Origin of the sequence: Marinobacter confluentis, from assembly GCF_004785685.1 — a bacterium.
Taxonomy (GTDB): domain Bacteria; phylum Pseudomonadota; class Gammaproteobacteria; order Pseudomonadales; family Oleiphilaceae; genus Marinobacter; species Marinobacter confluentis.
In genome coordinates, this window is sequence record NZ_SRPF01000002.1 from 1,056,401 (window position 1) to 1,072,390 (window position 15,990).

The window sequence follows — 15,990 nt, forward strand, 5'->3', positions numbered from 1 at the left end:
GGCTGTTTTTAACGTTTCGATCGATCAAGGTGTCAGTTCCGGAGTCACACCATAGCGGCGCAGGATGTCATCAAGCCGACCGGATTGCTTCATCCGTGCAAGGGCATCAGACAGGATTCCAGCGTAGTCGGCCGCGTTGGGATTATGGGGGCTGAAGCCGGTGTAGTCTTCGAAGGCATTGGTTGTGTACCCCGCCACCGTTACTTCATTCCAGATACCCATTTTTTTGAGCTGGTAAACCGCGGAATATTCGCCTTCAAGAAACGCCGCAATCCGCCCGTTACGCAGCATGCGAATCGCCCGAGACGTTGTGGTGTTGCCGTGCATCACATACACCCGATCTTCATTGTTCTTTTCCTGGTCAAGATACGCTACCAGGTCAGGGTCAACATAGTGGAACCCCCTGACAACGCCAACCCTGACATCGGCCAGCGACTCCACCCCCAGATATCGCCACGGTGAGGTCGCATTCACCAGAAACAACACCCGTTGCACCACGGTTGGCTGTGCCGGATAAACCAGATCAGGCGCGTAATCCTTACCGACCACCACGATACCGTCGTATCGTCGGTCACGAACGGCTTCCACCGCACGCACGTAGGGCAACATTTCGAGTTCCAACGTGTACCCTGCAGGCTCGAGTGCCTCCCGAAGAACATCCGTCATGAACCCTTCCTTGCCGTCCTCCTTTGAGGGATCACAGGTAAAGGGGCAATAATCAATGGTGGCAAATCTAAGGGTCTCAGCCAGGACACTGGCAGGCGCAAAGCACAGACTCACCCATCCGAAGAAGAGAAAGCGTCGCAGATATGGCTCCATCCTTACTGTGCAATCCATATAACCAACACCCGTGCAGTTTACGCCAGGCTGGCGCGCCTGAATGACCGATCGATGTATAGTGATTGTAGCCAAAGATTCCGGCAGGCGGGTTCCCGAACCAGCCATCCCTCGCCACACCCAATATCGATCACCGATTCGGGAGAGTACATCAGCACGGCATCGACTATGGCCCTGTCCGTTACGAGCCTGCGACTCTCAATCTGACCACCTCGCACAGCAGCCGTCCATTGAGAGGCATTTTTGTACCAGGAGTCGATAATGATCGCCTTTCAGCCAGTGGCGACCCCCGGAATCTGCTCCTATGCTTCAGACATAATTCAGGCTGCCCCAGAGGTTGCAGAGCCAAGCGATGGCTAACAGTCACTCCCGGATGCCGGGTGCGGAAGAACACCTGACCTGCTCCATGGTCTTTCTCAAAAGCCTGCTCAGTTACTGCCAGGACCGCCAGATTAATGGCAACCAGGTGCTGACCGCTGCCGGGCTGACACCGGCTGACCTGGAGAATACGGCCCAACGAATCCCTGCCAGCCACTACATACGCGCCTTTATGGCCGCTGAACGCCTGTCCGGAGACCCTGCCTTCGGGCTTCACCGAGGTGAAGCCGTAAAGCCCGGCCACTACGGGGCGGCCGGGCTGCTGGCCACAGCAACATCCGATGCCCGGGAGCTGCTGACGTTCTACTGCCGCTACCAGACCCTAGTCTACGCCGTTTACGGAGCGGATGTAGAGCAGACTGCCACGTCAATCATCATCAGGGTTCAGCCCAAGGTTGAAGCCGTGAAAACCAGCCTGGCGATGCAGGAAGCCTACCTCTGCTCCTTGCTGACCCTGGTGCGCTGGTTGGTGGGTGCACAGCATGAAAACCCGCTGGCAACCTGCTTCATCGCAACCCGTCCACCCGATATTGCCGAACGGCAGCGGGTATTCGGCCACAACATAAAATGGGACCAGCCGGAGATTTCCATCAGCCTTCCCCAGGCATGGTTTGACCGTCCCATGGACCAGGCCAACCCCGACGTGCGGGAAATGCTGCAAGCCCACGCCGATGAGGAACTGAAAAAGCTGAGCGCCAGCGATGGCGACCCGCTTTACCTCAGCGTTGTGAACCACATCGAAGCCACCATCGCATTCGACGGCCCAACGCTGCAGGAGGTTGCAAACGCCCATCGCCTGTCCAGCCGTGCCCTGCAAAGAAAGCTGTCTGAACTGGGCACCAGCTTCAGCGAACTCGTGGACCAGCGGCGGCAGGCTTGCGCGTTGCGCTGGATTGGCAAAGGCCAGATGTCCACCACCGAAGCGGCCTACCTGCTGGGATTTTCCTCACCCCAGGCCTTCAACCGCGCCTTCAAACGCTGGACCGGCAGGGCACCCAGCGAATACCGGAATCAGGCTTCCGGCTGAACTTTGGCTGAATTCTGGCGCCCAGGGTAACCCTTCTGGTTCGCCCGGATACGCCCTTCCCCTCGTGACCGGCTTACAGTGGATTCAGAACAGCGTGGCCAGCAACGCCACCCTGAGACCAGACGCGAGGAACGAACATGCCTTCCACCGACTCCCCCGGCGCCTTCACCGAACAGTGGCAGACCACGCACCATGCACTGATGAATCCGGGTTCCGATCTGAGCCTGCCCTTCCAGCCGCTGTCGTTCCGCGACTTCATGCTCTACGAATCCCATGTCATCAACGCCTCCAGAGGCCTCGCCCGGCGGTTCATGCCCGGCGCCTATCGCCTGGCCAGCGCCTACGAGAAACTCAGTGGCAAAACCTTTCCGAAGTTCAGGCCCCACCCGCTCTGGTACCAGCAGCCCATTTACTATATGGGGAACCACCTGGCTTTCGTGCCCAGCGGCGTTGACGTCAACCCACCGGCCTACACCAGCGCGCTGGATTACGAACTGGAACTGGGCTTTGTGCTGGCCAGGCCATTGAAGAACGCGAGCGTGGAAGCAGCCGTCGACGCCATCGGCGCGTTTGTTCTGTTGAATGACTTTAGCGCCCGGGACATACAACTGCCTGAAATGCGCAGTGGCTTCGGGCCGCAGAAATCCAAGCACTTCCTCAGCTCGATGGCGGCCAATACCGTGGATGCCAGAACCTTGCTACCCCGGCTGGACAATCTGGAAGGCGCGGTGCTGATCAATGACCGACAGGTGGCCACCGTGACCACCGCCGGAATGCAGTATTCCCTGGGCGAGGTCCTGGCGCACGTATCCCGCGACGAGCAGCTTTTCCCCGGCGAACTGTTCGGCACCGGCACCCTGCCCGGCGGTTCCGGAATGGAAAACGGCCACTGGCTGAACGCCGGAGACACCCTGACGCTGACCCTGTCCGGCGTTGGTGACATCACCCACAAGATTCTGTAGAGGCCAGCTCATGAACCCGAATGCCCGTATCCAGCCCAGCCAGATCATCGATCTTTCCAAAGAAATCGCCTACAACCGCAACGACCCCCTGTTCATGCGGGTAAAGATCACCCACAAACCCCATGCCCAGGCCCGCTGGCTCATGCGAGCCCTGGGGTTACCCTTCCGGCTGATGCCAAAAGAATTTGCCGGCTGGGCCGACGACACCATTACCCGGATGGGCGTGCACTCTACGACCCATATTGATGCCCCCTGGCACTACGGGCCCACCGACCCCGACGGCAACCGGCTGCCATCCGTTGAAGACATTCCGCTGGATCACTGCTTCGGCCCCGGCGTGGTCTTCGACATGACCCACAAGGCCGAAGGCGACAGCATTACCGTGGCCGATATGGAGGCGGACCTGGAAAAGTCCGGCGCACAGATCAGCCAGGGCACCATCGCCCTGATTCGCACCGGCCGTTGCAAATACCAGGGCACACGGGAGTACTGGAAACGCGGCACCGGCATGAGCGGCCCCGCCACGGAATGGCTGATTGATCATGGCGTTATTGTGATGGGTATCGATCAATGGGGATGGGACCTGCCGTTCCACGACCAGATCCGCAAAGCGAGAAAAAACCAGGACAGTGAGAGCTTCTGGGAAGGCCACCTGGTCGGACGCCACAAGCCTTACTGGCAGATGGAACAGTTACGCGGCCTGGAGAATCTGCCCAGCCACGGTTTTGATGTGGGGGTATTCCCGCTGCGCCTGAAAGGATGCTCCGCCGCCCCGGCCCGCGTGGTTGGCTTTCTTTATGACTGAGTTCACGAATCTGACCGCTCACCCCATACGGGGGATGGTTTTTCCAAATGCTGGGTGCCACGCTTTTTTTCAGGTGCCCAAGGCCCTGTACATACACAAAAACAAACGACACTGGAAAGACCATTATGCCTGCAAAAACGACAATGAAACTGTCGATTCCGACGGCCCTCCTGACCCTGTTCTTGAACACCGAACTCACCCTGGCCAGCGACTTTGCCAAACTGGATCAAACCCTGCCGAGCAACGTTTCGATCCTCAACACCTATCCCGTTTTTGATTTTGACACGGATGGCTGTTTGCCCAGCGCGGGTATCAGTCGCCTGGGTCAGAAGAATGATGGCCTTAACACGTCGGGAAAAATCACCGGCGACTGCCGCTCCGGTAATTTTCTGCTGACCTCCAACACCATGCATCGCTACGTCTGTAAAACGTCTGGTGGGAGCCAGTATTGCGGCCATATCTATGCGCTCTACTTCGAAAAAGACCAGCTGTTCGACTATTTTGGCGGCGGCCACCGCCATGACTGGGAGCATGCTGTTGTCTGGACCAGAAACGGCGTGGTGACGCATGGCACTTACAGTTCCCATGGCAACCAGACCACAAAACCCGCTTCGGAATTACCGTTTGAAAATGGCCATTTGAAGATCGTCTATCACAAGGATGGCGTTACCACACATGCCTTCCGCTTCGCGAAAAGTAATGAGTATGCCGAGAACCCTTACGGCTCTTTCCTGACACCGACGATCGTCAGCTGGTATCAAATGGTCGGAGACGGACTGTCCAACCAGCAGATGCGTTCGAGACTCAACAGCTTTGACTACGGTTCCGCAAACCTGCCAGTCAAAGACAGCAACTTCCTGAACAACATCAATAACGGAAAGCCGTCCGGTTACCCCACATTTTCAAGTGCGGATGTGACTGCCTCAAACTGAGGTCATCGCTTGTGCGGCCAGAAACAGTAAGCCAACCTGGTAGCGCCACCCCACCTACTCAGTCGGCGGAAACCGATCAGGCCGGGCAGCGCGCCATATCCTTCTCACGGTAAAAGGCACAATCCAACTACTGAAAGCGCCATCACAGCGACGTTGGTTGTCACTGGGTTGAATGCTGCGCCCAGTAACACGGGCTGGAACAAAGCCACAAAGTCCAGCAAACCAACCATCGCGGCGACAGTCAGAAGTAGTGGCCAGCGGTGGCGCCAATATGCCAGAACAGCAACAGAGATCACTATCTCAAGCACTCCACCAATCGTTGCCATTGTTTCCGCACCAGACCGTGATAGCCCGATAGCCATGGTCATTGCCAGCTCGTCTTCATGCTGATTGAGCAGTTTTGGCACCAACCCCTGATAGAACCAGACAAAGGCTACTGTGCACCGGCAGATTGCGTAACTCAGCAAGGTACTATTCACCCAGAAACCTGGCATCGTGATCTTTGCTCGGAACAACGCAGGCATCGTATCGGCCGAAAAGCCTGTATCGGTTCAGCGCGACACGATCATAAAGCCAATCCCGAATAAACGAAGGTACAACCCAGCCAACGCATGCAAGCGGCCAGGGCCAGGGAAGCCGCCGCATCACTCGAAAGAACGCCGACGACTTGGTATAAATCTCCGACCCCTCAACGAGCAACATGGTCTCGTAATAGTCGGTTGGAAATCCATGCCACTGCAGTATCGCCTGGCCCTCGGGCGACTGGACTGTTGCCAGCTTGAACTGGCGCTTGCGGTCAAACTTTATAAGGAAACGTGCCCAGGCTGAGCACAGCCTGCATACCCCATCAAACAGAACTACCCGGTCGCCTGAAGCTACGCCGGGTGCAGAGTGAAGTGTTTTATTCATAAAACTCCGAAAAGGCTCATTTGTGCCGGCACCATCCCAAATCTATATTGTGATCTGGACAAGATCATCCAACGCTGAATCGATAATGCGACAGGCCGCCTGAGGTGCCGTGCCGATAAAGCCGCTACCCCCACCAATGACGACGTGCAGATTTTCCTCGAGTATGGCTTTGTGACGCCTATTACGGTCGCACCCCATTCATCAACAGCCTGTTCAGCGCTTCCAGGCTCTCTGGTCCGCCCTCCAACCGAACGCATTCGTTAGATTCCTGCTCCCATAAGGCAGCGGAGGATGTATGCAGGTGAACCGAAACCCTTGATGTAACCAGCCCATCCAGCAAGCCGGCTGGAACCCAAATCACGTTAGTGCCCTTCAGGCTATTGGGAACGGGGCTGCCGCCCCAGTCGCTTTGCGGCACAGCGAACAGTGACATTGATAGAGATTCCGAATTTCCCCGTGAATTTCGAACTTAACGGTACCGCAGAGACATTCACCTTGCATCAATCAATCCTTTTCGACTTGATGGCGCTGCTTACTGTGCCAGCCAATATGAATTACGAAATCCCTTCTTTGTCTTCAATTCCGGATAAAAAGCGTTCTCCAAATCGCGCGGCGAGCAAAGCCATAAAGACCGCTGCCATGTATGAATCCAGCCACCACCAACCCAACAAGAGTTTAAATATCAACAAAAAAATGCATCCATACCCTGAAATCAGCAACGCGGTTACAGGCGTCGTTTGCTCATTATTAATTAGCCGCTTTACCCCATTGGTCGAGTCAGCGCGGAGGACGAAATATGAATACACCAGCCAGGCGCCCCAATATAGAATCAGGGCCGCTTGAATAAAGGAGAATTCGCTTCGCGTTTGACTGTTCCAGTAAATGATGAGAGCTGCATCCAGCCAGAGTATGCAGATACAAACGGCTCTGATATCCCGTTTGGTAAATGGAAGAAACAACGGTCCAAGAAAAATAATCGCCAGAAAAACAAACCCGAAAATTAGGCTGCCGACAAATTCAAACATCAGAAAAAGCGTATTTGCCCGGCTCCACTTCCTCTCCCAATCCTGCAATAGCTCCTGCCAGTAAAGGCCCAAAAATTCATGGAGCTCCGGGGAGATAATGATCGTGGCGTATAGCAGTACAGTGACCACAAACACACAGAGTTCATTTATTTTTGGAAATACGTGATCGTGCATCTGTTATTCCAATCCAAGGAGCGCGCCACCCAACTTACTAAGTCGGCGGAAACCGATCAAACACCGGCAGTTCGTGAACACGCTCCATCCAGCTTATTCGCTCTGCGATCTGAATCTGAATCCGCGCCGGAATCTCTTCCGGCGTATCGTAAGTGCCGCTCTGAATATCGATCAGGCCCGGCAGCGCGTGCGCGTTGGAATAGAACAGCCCGGTGCCACAATCCGGGCAGAAGTGTCGCCGTCCGTTTTCGGACGACTCGTAAAGCTTCGGCTGGCCTTTGGTGATTGTCAGCGCCTCCCGGGGATACATGGTCCACCCCACCATGGGGGCACCCGAATGATGCCGGCAATCCGAGCAATGGCAGAGCGCATGAGTGTAGGGCTCTCCCTCCACTTCGTAGCGAACCGCGCCGCAATGACATCCACCTGCAAGCTTCATGGCCTAGTCCTCAAGTAAACGATCGAACCACACCGTCATCATCGGCGCTCCTGACGTTAATATAGCGCCGCCGCCACGTAATTGCCTACAGCCGCCAACGCATGGGATGAGTCTGTTCAAGAACACCGTTCTGATCCCAGTCTTCCCATCCGGTAAAAGGAATGGGTGACTCGTTAAACAGCCCCGGCAACCGGTCCGCCCACACCGTTTTACTCTGCTCCAGCTGGTCCCTGAATTCGGGCTCATCCTGATAACGAATACCCCCGCCCTGAATGCCATAACTAACCTGGAGCGCCAGCACCCGGTCAAACCAGCCTTTCAGAATGGCTGGGGCGTTCAACCGGATCGAACCCCTCCCTATAGAGATCGACCAGTTCGACGGTATGCCCCACAAGTTCAAGGGACCGTATCGCCACATCTGGCAGGCAGCTGGGAATCAGCCATGACACCCTGTTTGCAGGCCTTCTGGCCAAACCCTTCGACACGTTCCGTGCGGACTACCCCGACATCCAGCTTGAAGTGGTCATCTCCAACCAGGTACAAAGCTCGAGCAAGCGGGAAGCGGACATCGCCATTCGCCCCACCGATAACCCCCCGGAAACCCTGGTTGGCCGCAAAGTTGGTTTGATCCGCCAAAGCGTTTACGGGCAGCGGCAGCATTGGCAGAACGAGCGGTTGCCCCTGCACACCCTAACTGGACACCCATGGATTGGCCCGGACAACCATATGGGCAACCGTGCCCTGGAAACCTGGATGGCCCGGAATGGACTGGATGAGTTCTGCCGCTACCGGGTCGACTCCATGCTGGGCATGCAAACCGCCGTGCGATCAGGCGCGGCTGTTGCCGTGCTTCCTGACTATCTGGGCGAAGCAGATCCGGAGCTCTGCCGGCTGACGGATTCCATTGGGGAGTTGGACATTCCACTCTGGATTCTGACCCATCCTGATCTGAAGCGGGTGAGGCGAATTCGGGAGTTTACGCAGGTTATTGGTGAGTATTTGCGAGGAGGCCTGACGACTCGTTAACAGCAGCTTTCCTAAAGGCTCGCCTGCATAGCATTATTATGCGCTCTCACGGATAGCACGGACATCCTCGATATCCACCGGACGCGAGAGCGCAGATTTATACTGGACCAGATCGTCCTTCAGCATGAGGGGAAGCTGAAGACCCAGCAAATGCACGGTCGAATAGCGAGAAAAATCTATGTTGAGCGGAACCCAGGTCTGGTTGCCTGCATCGAAGATTTTCGCACTGTCAGCGCTACCTACCTCCACTTTGATGCCTTCATACTTGAACTGGACGTAGGTTAGATCCCAGCCTTCCTCTTGGCGGTGAGCGGCAGCTTTGGATACAAATTTCTGGCCGGCTTGGACCACCGACGAGAAATGTTCACCGGGGACGAAAAGGTCGATGTCATTCAGATCACGCTCGGAGCCATATCCCTTTGCGGCGAGTCCTCCACAGATCAGAAAGGGGATATTCCTGTCTCTCAGTAACCCCACAATCCATTGGGCTGCCAAATGATGCACGCTTCCTCCTTTTGCGCATAACGCCTCGGCCTTGCGGCGAGCCGGAGCGACAACGAAGGTGCGTCCTCCAACAGCCGCTGGTTATGTATGATCCTAGCTTACTCTGGCAGGCCCTCGAACTCTGGCACGTCCCCTATCGCCCCGTCCCAAACCGCTCTACTCGATGTGAAGATGTGAGCAGTTGGCAACAAAGAGACTTTAGTGTCCAAACACCCTGCGGGAACGACGAGCAGATTTGTAAGTTGAGTGCTTGGTAATGCTGAACCACACGATCTACAAAAGCTTTTGTTGTGGCGAGTACCTGGAAGCGTAAAGGAAGTCACAGCATCGACACCCGCCAGCCAAGTCAGTTTAGCTGACTGCGAGAACAAATTTGCCGCATGAGCAGATCCCGTATCTTTTTGACAATACTGACAATGGCACAGGTAAAAGCTGTCGAAGTCTCCATGGACCTCGAATCTCACTGTGCCACACAGGCAAGAACCAACATGCTTAGTCATAGGATTCCCTTCTATGGCCCGCAGGTAACGCACACATAACGCCGGCTATAAGCGGCTGCTGAAAGCCGTCCGGTGAAGGGCCGAAGGCCCGAAACAGACTTAATGGCCTGGTTAGGTGTTGTTGCGCAGAGCTTCGACATTTTTCTGCAACTCAGATGGATGGATGTCAAAACCAGTGGCACGTTTGCCAGACCAGTTTATCCCTGCCAAAAGGCCATCTTTGGACAAGCCCGGAACCCATCTTTCACAAAATTCCGTCCAAGGAATGGCCACGGGTTCAAACCCCTCATAGGCGCCAACATTTTCTATTACTGCCTGGGCCCGGGATCGCGAAGACCAGAAAGGCATTGTGCGCTTGTCCTCTGTCCCATGCGGAGCGGGGAAGCCACCGCTATCTTTAATGCCCCAAACGACTCCGTTTTCGGCAACCTCTTTGTAGAATGCTGATGCTTGTGCTGAGGAAATACTCATATACACCTAACGCGAAGCTAAGCGGCGCCCTGACAAGGGCGTCCGGTGGAGGCCCATCGGGCCGGAATGGTATTCCCCCAAAAAAACAGACACGCTCCCATCAGTTAGCTCCCTCGAATTCCAGTGGAGCCCGGTAACCAAGGCTGCTGTGCAGTCGTTGGGTGTTATAAAAACGCTCAATATACTGTTTTATATGGTGTCTTAATTGGCGAAGCGTGACAAAGCTGGTTGCGTGCAGCAGTTCTCCTTTCAGGCTTTTAAAAAAAGATTCCACCTCTGCGTTGTCGGTACAGTATCCCGGCCGGCTCATGCTGTGGACGATCTGGTGGCGGGTCATCATGTCGCGCATTCTCAGCGCTCTGAATTCAGTGCCTCGATCGGTATGGAGTAGAAGCCCTGGCGGTGGTGAACGCAGCTGAAGTGCCTGTTTGAGAGCGCCGCGTGACAGCTCTCCATTCAGACTAGCCTCCAGTTTCCAGCCCACAATGCGACGAGAGAACAAGTCCAACACCACCGCCAGAAACACGTTCTTCCGCCCCATCTTGATGTAGGTCACGTCGCTACTCCATTGCTGATTGATCGCCACTGGCTTCTCCGTTGCCAGTCGGTAGTTTGGCCATGCCCTGAGGACGGCCCTACGGGTCAGCAGTCGTCGGTAGATTCGGTAAGATCTGGCCTTCATGCCCCATTCTCTCATCAGCCGGGCGACACGGTTTTCTCCAACCCGAATCCCCTGATTGCGAAGGGACTGATACACCTTGGGACTGCCGTAGCGACCCTCACTGTCATTGAAGATCTTGCGGATCTTGAGCAACAGTGCGGCATTCTCTGACGCCCGCTGACCTGGCTTGCGGTTCGCCCAGGCGTAATAGCCTGAGCGGGAAATGTTGAGGTGACGACACAGCGTCTTTACGCCGTGCTCTCGTCGGTGTTGCCAGACGAATCGGTACGCTTCCTTCGTTCTTCGGCCTGAAAGCGTTGAAACTTTTTTAGGATGTCGTTTTCCTCCTGAAGCTCTGACACTTGGCGCTTCAAGCGGGCAATCTCATCCTGCTCGCTGATCTTCTTCTTGGCCTCTGCCGGTGCTCGCTTGACCCGTTTCATACCGAACTTCCCCTCACGATGCTCCTTTCGCCAGCGTGACAGCATCATCGGGTGAATATCCAGCGCTTCGGCAACGCTTTTCACGCTGCGATGCGCCTGGTGACTCCATTCAACGGCTTTGACTTTGAACTCGGTGGTATACCGCTCGGTTTTCTTGCCGGTCGTCATTGCAGGCATCGCTGTTCTCCCAAGTTGGAGTTATCGATGCGTGTCTATTGAAGTGGGGGAAGTGCAGAACGAACTACAACAACTTGTTATGTGATGACGGCCTAATCCAAAGTAAGGTCCGTTAAGCCGGCGTCTGCGCATGTACCTTTGATTTCCGATCCCGAGTAATACATGTGTTCTCGCTCTTCCTTATGCATGGAGTTTAGATAGGCGTATTGCATTAGGTGAGCAAAGGACTTGAACCTTAGGGCGCCGGGCAATTCCCACCCTAAGAACCATGCCTCCCATTCTCCATCTTCAGTTTTTACCGATGGATTTAACACGTAGAGGCCAGCGTCTACCATTTCGCTCATTGCAAACGCTGTTTCAATATAACTCTCACGAACATCGATGCTGTCCTGACTTTCAGAGTATGTAAAATAGTCCTCGTCTGAGCTGTCTGGAAGTGCATCTGCGTTTATTAGGTCAGGATATAACGTCGCAATCCGATCTATCTCGGCGGGCCCGTAGATTTTCCCGTCATCAGCATCCAGTCGTAATTGGATCCAACCTCCACTAGCCATCCAAAAATCTTTAACAGACTTAGGAAAGCTCATCCCAAGTCGATGCTCCGCTTCTTCAATCGCGCTACGAGTCGCTTCTTCAAACATCAAGCTGCCTCGATCCAACACTTCTTTATCCATTGGAGTTTGAGCGCCGTCACTGTGGAGAAATGCCATCGTCTCGGTTTGCCAGCATTTTAGGAACTGCCTCCAGCCCGCGACATTTCCAACGTATCCGGATTTCCAAGGTTGAAACACTTTTAGTGCGTCCTCATTTCTAGAGGGAGTACAAGAAGTCATCGAGAGCGCAAGACAACTCGCAAGCAACCTCCTCAACAAGACCTCTTTCCGGGGAGTTACCCTGGACGAAAATCGTAATCGAGCTTTCATGACTGAATTCACATAACGCTTGGCTTTGCGGCGCAACGGAGCGAAAGCGCAGATGCGTCCGACAACAGCCATTTGTTACATTGAGAACGCTTCTCGCAAACCTCTGTGTATGACAATAGTTTTGTCTAAATCAAGATCAGCTTTGTCATCCCTGTGTGCCCATGTGTAGTATTCCTTCTTTTTATATTGGTTATACCATTTATTCCCGATTGCATTAAACTTGAAAAGTGCAATCAGCATTTTCTCCAAATCGAGGCCATCATAATGATATCTATTCGCCTCCATATACGTTTTCAGCTCCTCATACTCAATGAAGTGCTTATTATAATTCTTTAGAAGCTTGATTATTCCTTCGATTTGCTCATCTGCATGGTGTCCAAACATCTCATTTCGAACTTCATCTAGAAGATACTCTGAATATTCCTTATTTACATCTTTAAAGCTTTTCCAGCCAAAATACGTAGAGTTTGGATATTTTTCAATTATTAAATTTAGCATCGTAATTATGTCTCGGGGCCTAAAAAAAGACCTCTCCAACATAAAACGCTCGGCTGACGTTCGATCAATACTTTGGGGAAAAAGACTCCGGAAAATTTCTTCATCTCTTAGTGCTGAAATAAGGGTGCTAGAAATCCTCGCCTTAAAAACAATCATTTTCATCAGCGGAGAACTGACGGATACTTTGTCACCCCAATCGATCTTTATTGTGTTAACTCTCTTTATTTTATTCAAATCGGGATCATTGAAAGTGGAAAATATATCAGACCTTAGCAAGATTATTGCTTTAGAATTAATAGACTTTTCGGCAGCTTTTAAATTTATGTGATCAGCAGCTTTGAGCAAACTTATAATAGAATGACGATAATATTCATCATCTCGAAACCTATCATCTAGCTCATCGTATATTGTCGTATATTTACTTTGCGAATTAGAGAGCAGATCAAGCACGACCTCTTCAAGGTCATCAATGTAATCTAAATAGGAGCCTTCTTCTAATTTTTGCCCTGAAGAAAGGTCGGCGAAGGATTTTAAAAAACCGCCTCTCACCTGACGTTTTTTTGTTATTTCAACCACTTTTTTTGTATCGATACTTATCGACTTATAGTTTGCATCAAAAAAAGCTATCAATTTTTCTTTGGCGTCAGATTCCGGAATTCCTTGATCCGTCAGGCACAATTTTGCCAGATCTAGTAGCAGCAACCAACGCCATATTTCATAGTATTCATTGGGCTGAATATCTCCAGACTTTAAATGGATAAGCTCTTGGAACTTAAAGTCTTTATACGAACTTATGTCGCAGAATTGAAGAGGGTCACTTTCGGCCATTTTCTTTATATATTGGCCGAAGAATGTTTTCCCCGAGCCTTTCCTACCCAACACGAGAAAATTCCGCTTATCTTGAATTTTTTCATAGTTTTTATCTATATCTACAAAAAATCTCTCAAAATCAGACCTGTAGACAGCTTCTTTTTTGCCATCATTTTCCCCTAGATAAATATCCTTCAGCCTGATTTGTTCCATTTATCTACACCTATTTTTTAGAAACTGGATTCAATGTAACGCGAAGCTTTGCGGCAATTTTGGAGCCGCGAAGCGGCGGAAAAATTGTCCGACAACAGCGACTTGTTCAAATCTTTTAAAGACGCCGCGCAATATCGCCTATCTCTGGGTCGATGAATGCTTTTGGCTCGTGAGTGACCTCCGCTCCTTGCGTTAGAGCAAATAACGTAGATGGCTTCCGCCTGATTTCATGGGTTTCCGTTGTTTGGAGTGTCGACATTTTTTCTTGCACGTGAGTAACCTCGCCTCTCCCTTTGACAACTTCCACCTGACCCAGGCTTTCCTTGGTTTCCGGATCAAATATCTCATCACCGATTGCCAAAATCAGAAAGCGCTGCCCTACACGGACACCGTGCTCGCGGCCTTTGTTGATAACGATCCGATGGTCATCAATGATTTGAGCGATTCGACCCTCAAAAACAACATCATCGGCTTCAGTTTGCTTATTCGACATCTGCATTATCCTCTAGAAACCGGGACCGTATCTCTGGCACGACACTCATGCTTGCCCAGCGAGACTGGTCTGACAAATAATCTTTAAGATTTTCGTTAGTTAGCGACCTCAGAACCACACATTGGGGGAACTTTTTTGTTGTAAACGTTTCGACCCTTAATAAGGCTAAGGGTGTCTGAACGTCATCAGTCGTTTGGAGAAGTACCAGTATTTGTTCCGCATGAATCCAGTTTGAACGGTCTAGTATCAGAACCATCGACCCGAGGTAATGATGTTTGCCGTCGGCAATCTTTCGAACTGTCACCGGCGCTCTGACTTGAGCATAAATCTGATGGCACCTGTATAGGAGCATCACCGCTGCCAATACAGACGCTAGAGCTACAACGACAAGGATTCGCTCACGATCACTGATGCCTGAAGGAAGCCCAAGCCAGCTAGCTATTGACGCCAAGCCAGTTATCACAAGCCAGACCCAACCTAGGACTCCCCAAACTACTTCTCGAATGAAATTCATCGATTTCCTTTCTCAGACTCCGACAGAAGGAGACTTTGAACGCTGAAATAAGCGGCGCCCTGTACAGGGCGTCCGGTGGAGGCCAACGGCCGGAACGAACTTAATTGACTTGTTAACCATTACTCCGCCGCTCTCTACGCTGCCTCGCGAAGTAATTACCTAGAGGCTTTCTAGCAGCCTCAACCTCGGATGCAGCATCCCGGCTCGCCTGCGATTGAAATGAATCCGTTACAACGGTCTTTGGGTCATTAAATATATTCGATATTTCCACCACCAACCGTTCTGGATCAGACCTAAGTTCGCTTCTTAACTTTCTAACCTCGAGCATCGCAAAGTGGTCAGGAGAGGTTTTCAGGTACCGATCTAATGCTTTCTCGAGAGCGTCAATCATGGATTCAACGTTCATAGATCACTCCCTGGTTAACGCCTGCAGCATGCGCGGCTTTGGAATGGCGGCAAAGCCGCCATGTAAAAGACGTCGCCGTGCCTGCAATTGTTAGGCTTTTTCAGAGACGACATGATGAACTAACTCCCTGTATCTATGGCTAAAATAGGCACCAACTTGAAGAACGGTAGTTAAATAGTTCGACTCCTCGTTTAAAGCTTCGTAGCCCATAATCTTCATGGACGTTGGATGAATAAGCTTGGAACTCAATTTATAAATGAAATAGTAATCATCCAGATGACCATATTTTTTCGCTAAGTCTCTCATCTGAAAAGGACCATTCGATGTAAATGGGCTCTCAGCAAGCGCTCGATCCTCAAATTCTTGAAGCTCCTCCAATTCTTTGGTGTTGAAGCCCTTTTTTCGCATAAGTGTGATAAAGCCATCCCTCACATCTTTCGAGTCCTTATGCGTCTGCCCAAGCCATCTGCTCAACGCCTTTTTGTCCGAGTGCACATGTTGTGAGATCAAATACAACTCAAACAGGTTTCTAACTGAAAGGCTAGCGAACGTTAGATCATCAGAGAATTGGAAAAGGCGCTCAATTTCCCGATAGGCTTCTCTGAATAGACAGCTTAGAACATGGCTGGTCGCATCAGACTTCGTGTTTCCTACGATGTCCAATGCAAGCTCCAACTCTGTAGCGGTCCGACGAAAATTCACTGCCAGCTCGTCTTTCATCGGCACCCGGACCTCCTCAAGGCCTAACGCCAGCGCACAACGGCGCCCTTGTAATGGAGGCGCAGCCGCAATGTAAAGGGCGTCCGGCGGCCATCGGCCGCGAATTGCTGCGCCTTGTTAGGCAATAGCGAAATCAGAACGAC

Annotated in this window: 21 protein-coding genes and 1 pseudogene; 5 read left to right on the plus strand and 17 right to left on the minus strand. The window is 52.3% G+C overall.

The window, feature by feature from the left end; genetic code table 11:
• Positions 1 to 24 precede the first annotated feature (24 nt).
• Positions 25 to 666 (minus strand): substrate-binding periplasmic protein, encoded by a 642-nt coding sequence (locus E5Q11_RS10490; RefSeq protein WP_404802753.1) that lies wholly within the window; start codon positions 664 to 666, stop codon positions 25 to 27.
• Positions 667 to 1,189: 523 nt separating this feature from the next.
• Between E5Q11_RS10490 and E5Q11_RS10500 the strand changes: the two genes are divergently transcribed.
• The 4 genes from E5Q11_RS10500 to E5Q11_RS10515 all read left to right on the plus strand — a co-directional run bounded on the left by E5Q11_RS10500 (position 1,190) and on the right by E5Q11_RS10515 (position 4,941).
• Complete coding sequence (locus E5Q11_RS10500) at positions 1,190 to 2,242, plus strand: AraC family transcriptional regulator (protein ID WP_135803328.1); 1,053 nt, start codon at positions 1,190 to 1,192, stop codon at positions 2,240 to 2,242.
• Between the two features lie 137 nt (positions 2,243 to 2,379).
• Complete coding sequence (locus E5Q11_RS10505; protein WP_135803329.1) at positions 2,380 to 3,204, plus strand: fumarylacetoacetate hydrolase family protein; 825 nt, start codon at positions 2,380 to 2,382, stop codon at positions 3,202 to 3,204.
• Positions 3,205 to 3,214: 10 nt separating this feature from the next.
• Positions 3,215 to 4,009, plus strand: coding sequence for a cyclase family protein (locus E5Q11_RS10510; RefSeq protein ID WP_210426310.1), 795 nt, complete (start codon positions 3,215 to 3,217; stop codon positions 4,007 to 4,009).
• 47 nt (positions 4,010 to 4,056) lie between these two features.
• Complete coding sequence (locus tag E5Q11_RS10515; RefSeq protein WP_225314901.1) at positions 4,057 to 4,941, plus strand: NPP1 family protein; 885 nt, start codon at positions 4,057 to 4,059, stop codon at positions 4,939 to 4,941.
• A gap of 104 nt (positions 4,942 to 5,045) precedes the next feature.
• On the opposite strand, the gene E5Q11_RS10520 is transcribed toward E5Q11_RS10515, so the two are convergent.
• The 6 genes from E5Q11_RS10520 to E5Q11_RS10545 all read right to left on the minus strand — a co-directional run bounded on the left by E5Q11_RS10520 (position 5,046) and on the right by E5Q11_RS10545 (position 7,828).
• Positions 5,046 to 5,465: a DoxX-like family protein gene (locus E5Q11_RS10520; RefSeq protein ID WP_404802754.1), complete on the minus strand. Its 420-nt coding sequence runs from the start codon at positions 5,463 to 5,465 to the stop codon at positions 5,046 to 5,048.
• Positions 5,413 to 5,850: a thiol-disulfide oxidoreductase DCC family protein gene (locus tag E5Q11_RS10525; protein ID WP_135803331.1), complete on the minus strand. Its 438-nt coding sequence runs from the start codon at positions 5,848 to 5,850 to the stop codon at positions 5,413 to 5,415. Before E5Q11_RS10525 ends, E5Q11_RS10520 begins: the two co-directional genes overlap by 53 nt.
• Positions 5,851 to 6,222: 372 nt before the next feature.
• On the minus strand, positions 6,223 to 6,351 hold the full coding sequence (locus E5Q11_RS18245) for a GFA family protein (protein WP_449806437.1): 129 nt from the start codon (positions 6,349 to 6,351) through the stop codon (positions 6,223 to 6,225).
• Between the two features lie 53 nt (positions 6,352 to 6,404).
• A complete protein-coding gene (locus E5Q11_RS10535) occupies positions 6,405 to 7,049 on the minus strand; it encodes a hypothetical protein (protein WP_135803332.1) in 645 nt (214 codons plus the stop codon).
• A gap of 37 nt (positions 7,050 to 7,086) precedes the next feature.
• Positions 7,087 to 7,488, minus strand: coding sequence for a GFA family protein (locus tag E5Q11_RS10540; RefSeq protein ID WP_135803333.1), 402 nt, complete (start codon positions 7,486 to 7,488; stop codon positions 7,087 to 7,089).
• Between the two features lie 85 nt (positions 7,489 to 7,573).
• Positions 7,574 to 7,828, minus strand: a complete 255-nt coding sequence (locus tag E5Q11_RS10545) for an NAD(P)H-dependent oxidoreductase (protein ID WP_210426312.1) — start codon at positions 7,826 to 7,828, stop codon at positions 7,574 to 7,576.
• A 110-nt stretch (positions 7,829 to 7,938) separates the two neighbouring features.
• On the opposite strand from E5Q11_RS10545, the gene E5Q11_RS10550 reads away from it, so the two are divergent.
• Complete coding sequence (locus E5Q11_RS10550; protein WP_225314929.1) at positions 7,939 to 8,514, plus strand: substrate-binding domain-containing protein; 576 nt, start codon at positions 7,939 to 7,941, stop codon at positions 8,512 to 8,514.
• Between the two features lie 36 nt (positions 8,515 to 8,550).
• Here E5Q11_RS10550 and E5Q11_RS10555 read toward each other — a convergent pair whose 3' ends face one another.
• From E5Q11_RS10555 to E5Q11_RS10600, 10 genes and pseudogenes are all read right to left on the minus strand, one after another.
• Positions 8,551 to 9,018, minus strand: coding sequence for a nucleotidyltransferase family protein (locus tag E5Q11_RS10555; protein WP_168215641.1), 468 nt, complete (start codon positions 9,016 to 9,018; stop codon positions 8,551 to 8,553).
• Positions 9,019 to 9,116: 98 nt separating this feature from the next.
• Positions 9,117 to 9,518, minus strand: coding sequence for a GFA family protein (locus E5Q11_RS10560; RefSeq protein WP_135803335.1), 402 nt, complete (start codon positions 9,516 to 9,518; stop codon positions 9,117 to 9,119).
• Positions 9,519 to 9,629: 111 nt separating this feature from the next.
• Complete coding sequence (locus tag E5Q11_RS10565) at positions 9,630 to 9,989, minus strand: DUF2750 domain-containing protein (protein WP_135803336.1); 360 nt, start codon at positions 9,987 to 9,989, stop codon at positions 9,630 to 9,632.
• A gap of 100 nt (positions 9,990 to 10,089) precedes the next feature.
• Positions 10,090 to 10,920, minus strand: a pseudogene (locus tag E5Q11_RS10570) (IS3 family transposase); the annotation flags it as partial.
• The gene (locus E5Q11_RS10575; RefSeq protein ID WP_135803338.1) at positions 10,899 to 11,270 is read right to left on the minus strand and encodes a transposase; all 372 of its coding nucleotides are present in this window, start codon (positions 11,268 to 11,270) and stop codon (positions 10,899 to 10,901) included. The gene E5Q11_RS10575 and the pseudogene E5Q11_RS10570, both read right to left, overlap by 22 nt.
• A 92-nt stretch (positions 11,271 to 11,362) precedes the next feature.
• The gene (locus tag E5Q11_RS10580) at positions 11,363 to 11,944 is read right to left on the minus strand and encodes an SMI1/KNR4 family protein (RefSeq protein ID WP_135803339.1); all 582 of its coding nucleotides are present in this window, start codon (positions 11,942 to 11,944) and stop codon (positions 11,363 to 11,365) included.
• A 324-nt stretch (positions 11,945 to 12,268) separates the two neighbouring features.
• On the minus strand, positions 12,269 to 13,714 hold the full coding sequence (locus tag E5Q11_RS10585) for a P-loop ATPase, Sll1717 family (RefSeq protein ID WP_135803340.1): 1,446 nt from the start codon (positions 13,712 to 13,714) through the stop codon (positions 12,269 to 12,271).
• Between the two features lie 115 nt (positions 13,715 to 13,829).
• Positions 13,830 to 14,207 carry a hypothetical protein gene (locus E5Q11_RS10590; RefSeq protein WP_168215642.1) on the minus strand — a complete coding sequence of 126 codons (378 nt, stop codon included), beginning with the start codon at positions 14,205 to 14,207 and terminating at the stop codon, positions 13,830 to 13,832.
• A 626-nt stretch (positions 14,208 to 14,833) separates the two neighbouring features.
• On the minus strand, positions 14,834 to 15,127 hold the full coding sequence (locus E5Q11_RS10595; RefSeq protein WP_135803342.1) for a hypothetical protein: 294 nt from the start codon (positions 15,125 to 15,127) through the stop codon (positions 14,834 to 14,836).
• Between the two features lie 90 nt (positions 15,128 to 15,217).
• Positions 15,218 to 15,847 carry a DUF5677 domain-containing protein gene (locus tag E5Q11_RS10600; RefSeq protein ID WP_135803343.1) on the minus strand — a complete coding sequence of 210 codons (630 nt, stop codon included), beginning with the start codon at positions 15,845 to 15,847 and terminating at the stop codon, positions 15,218 to 15,220.
• Between the last annotated feature and the right edge of the window lie 143 nt (positions 15,848 to 15,990).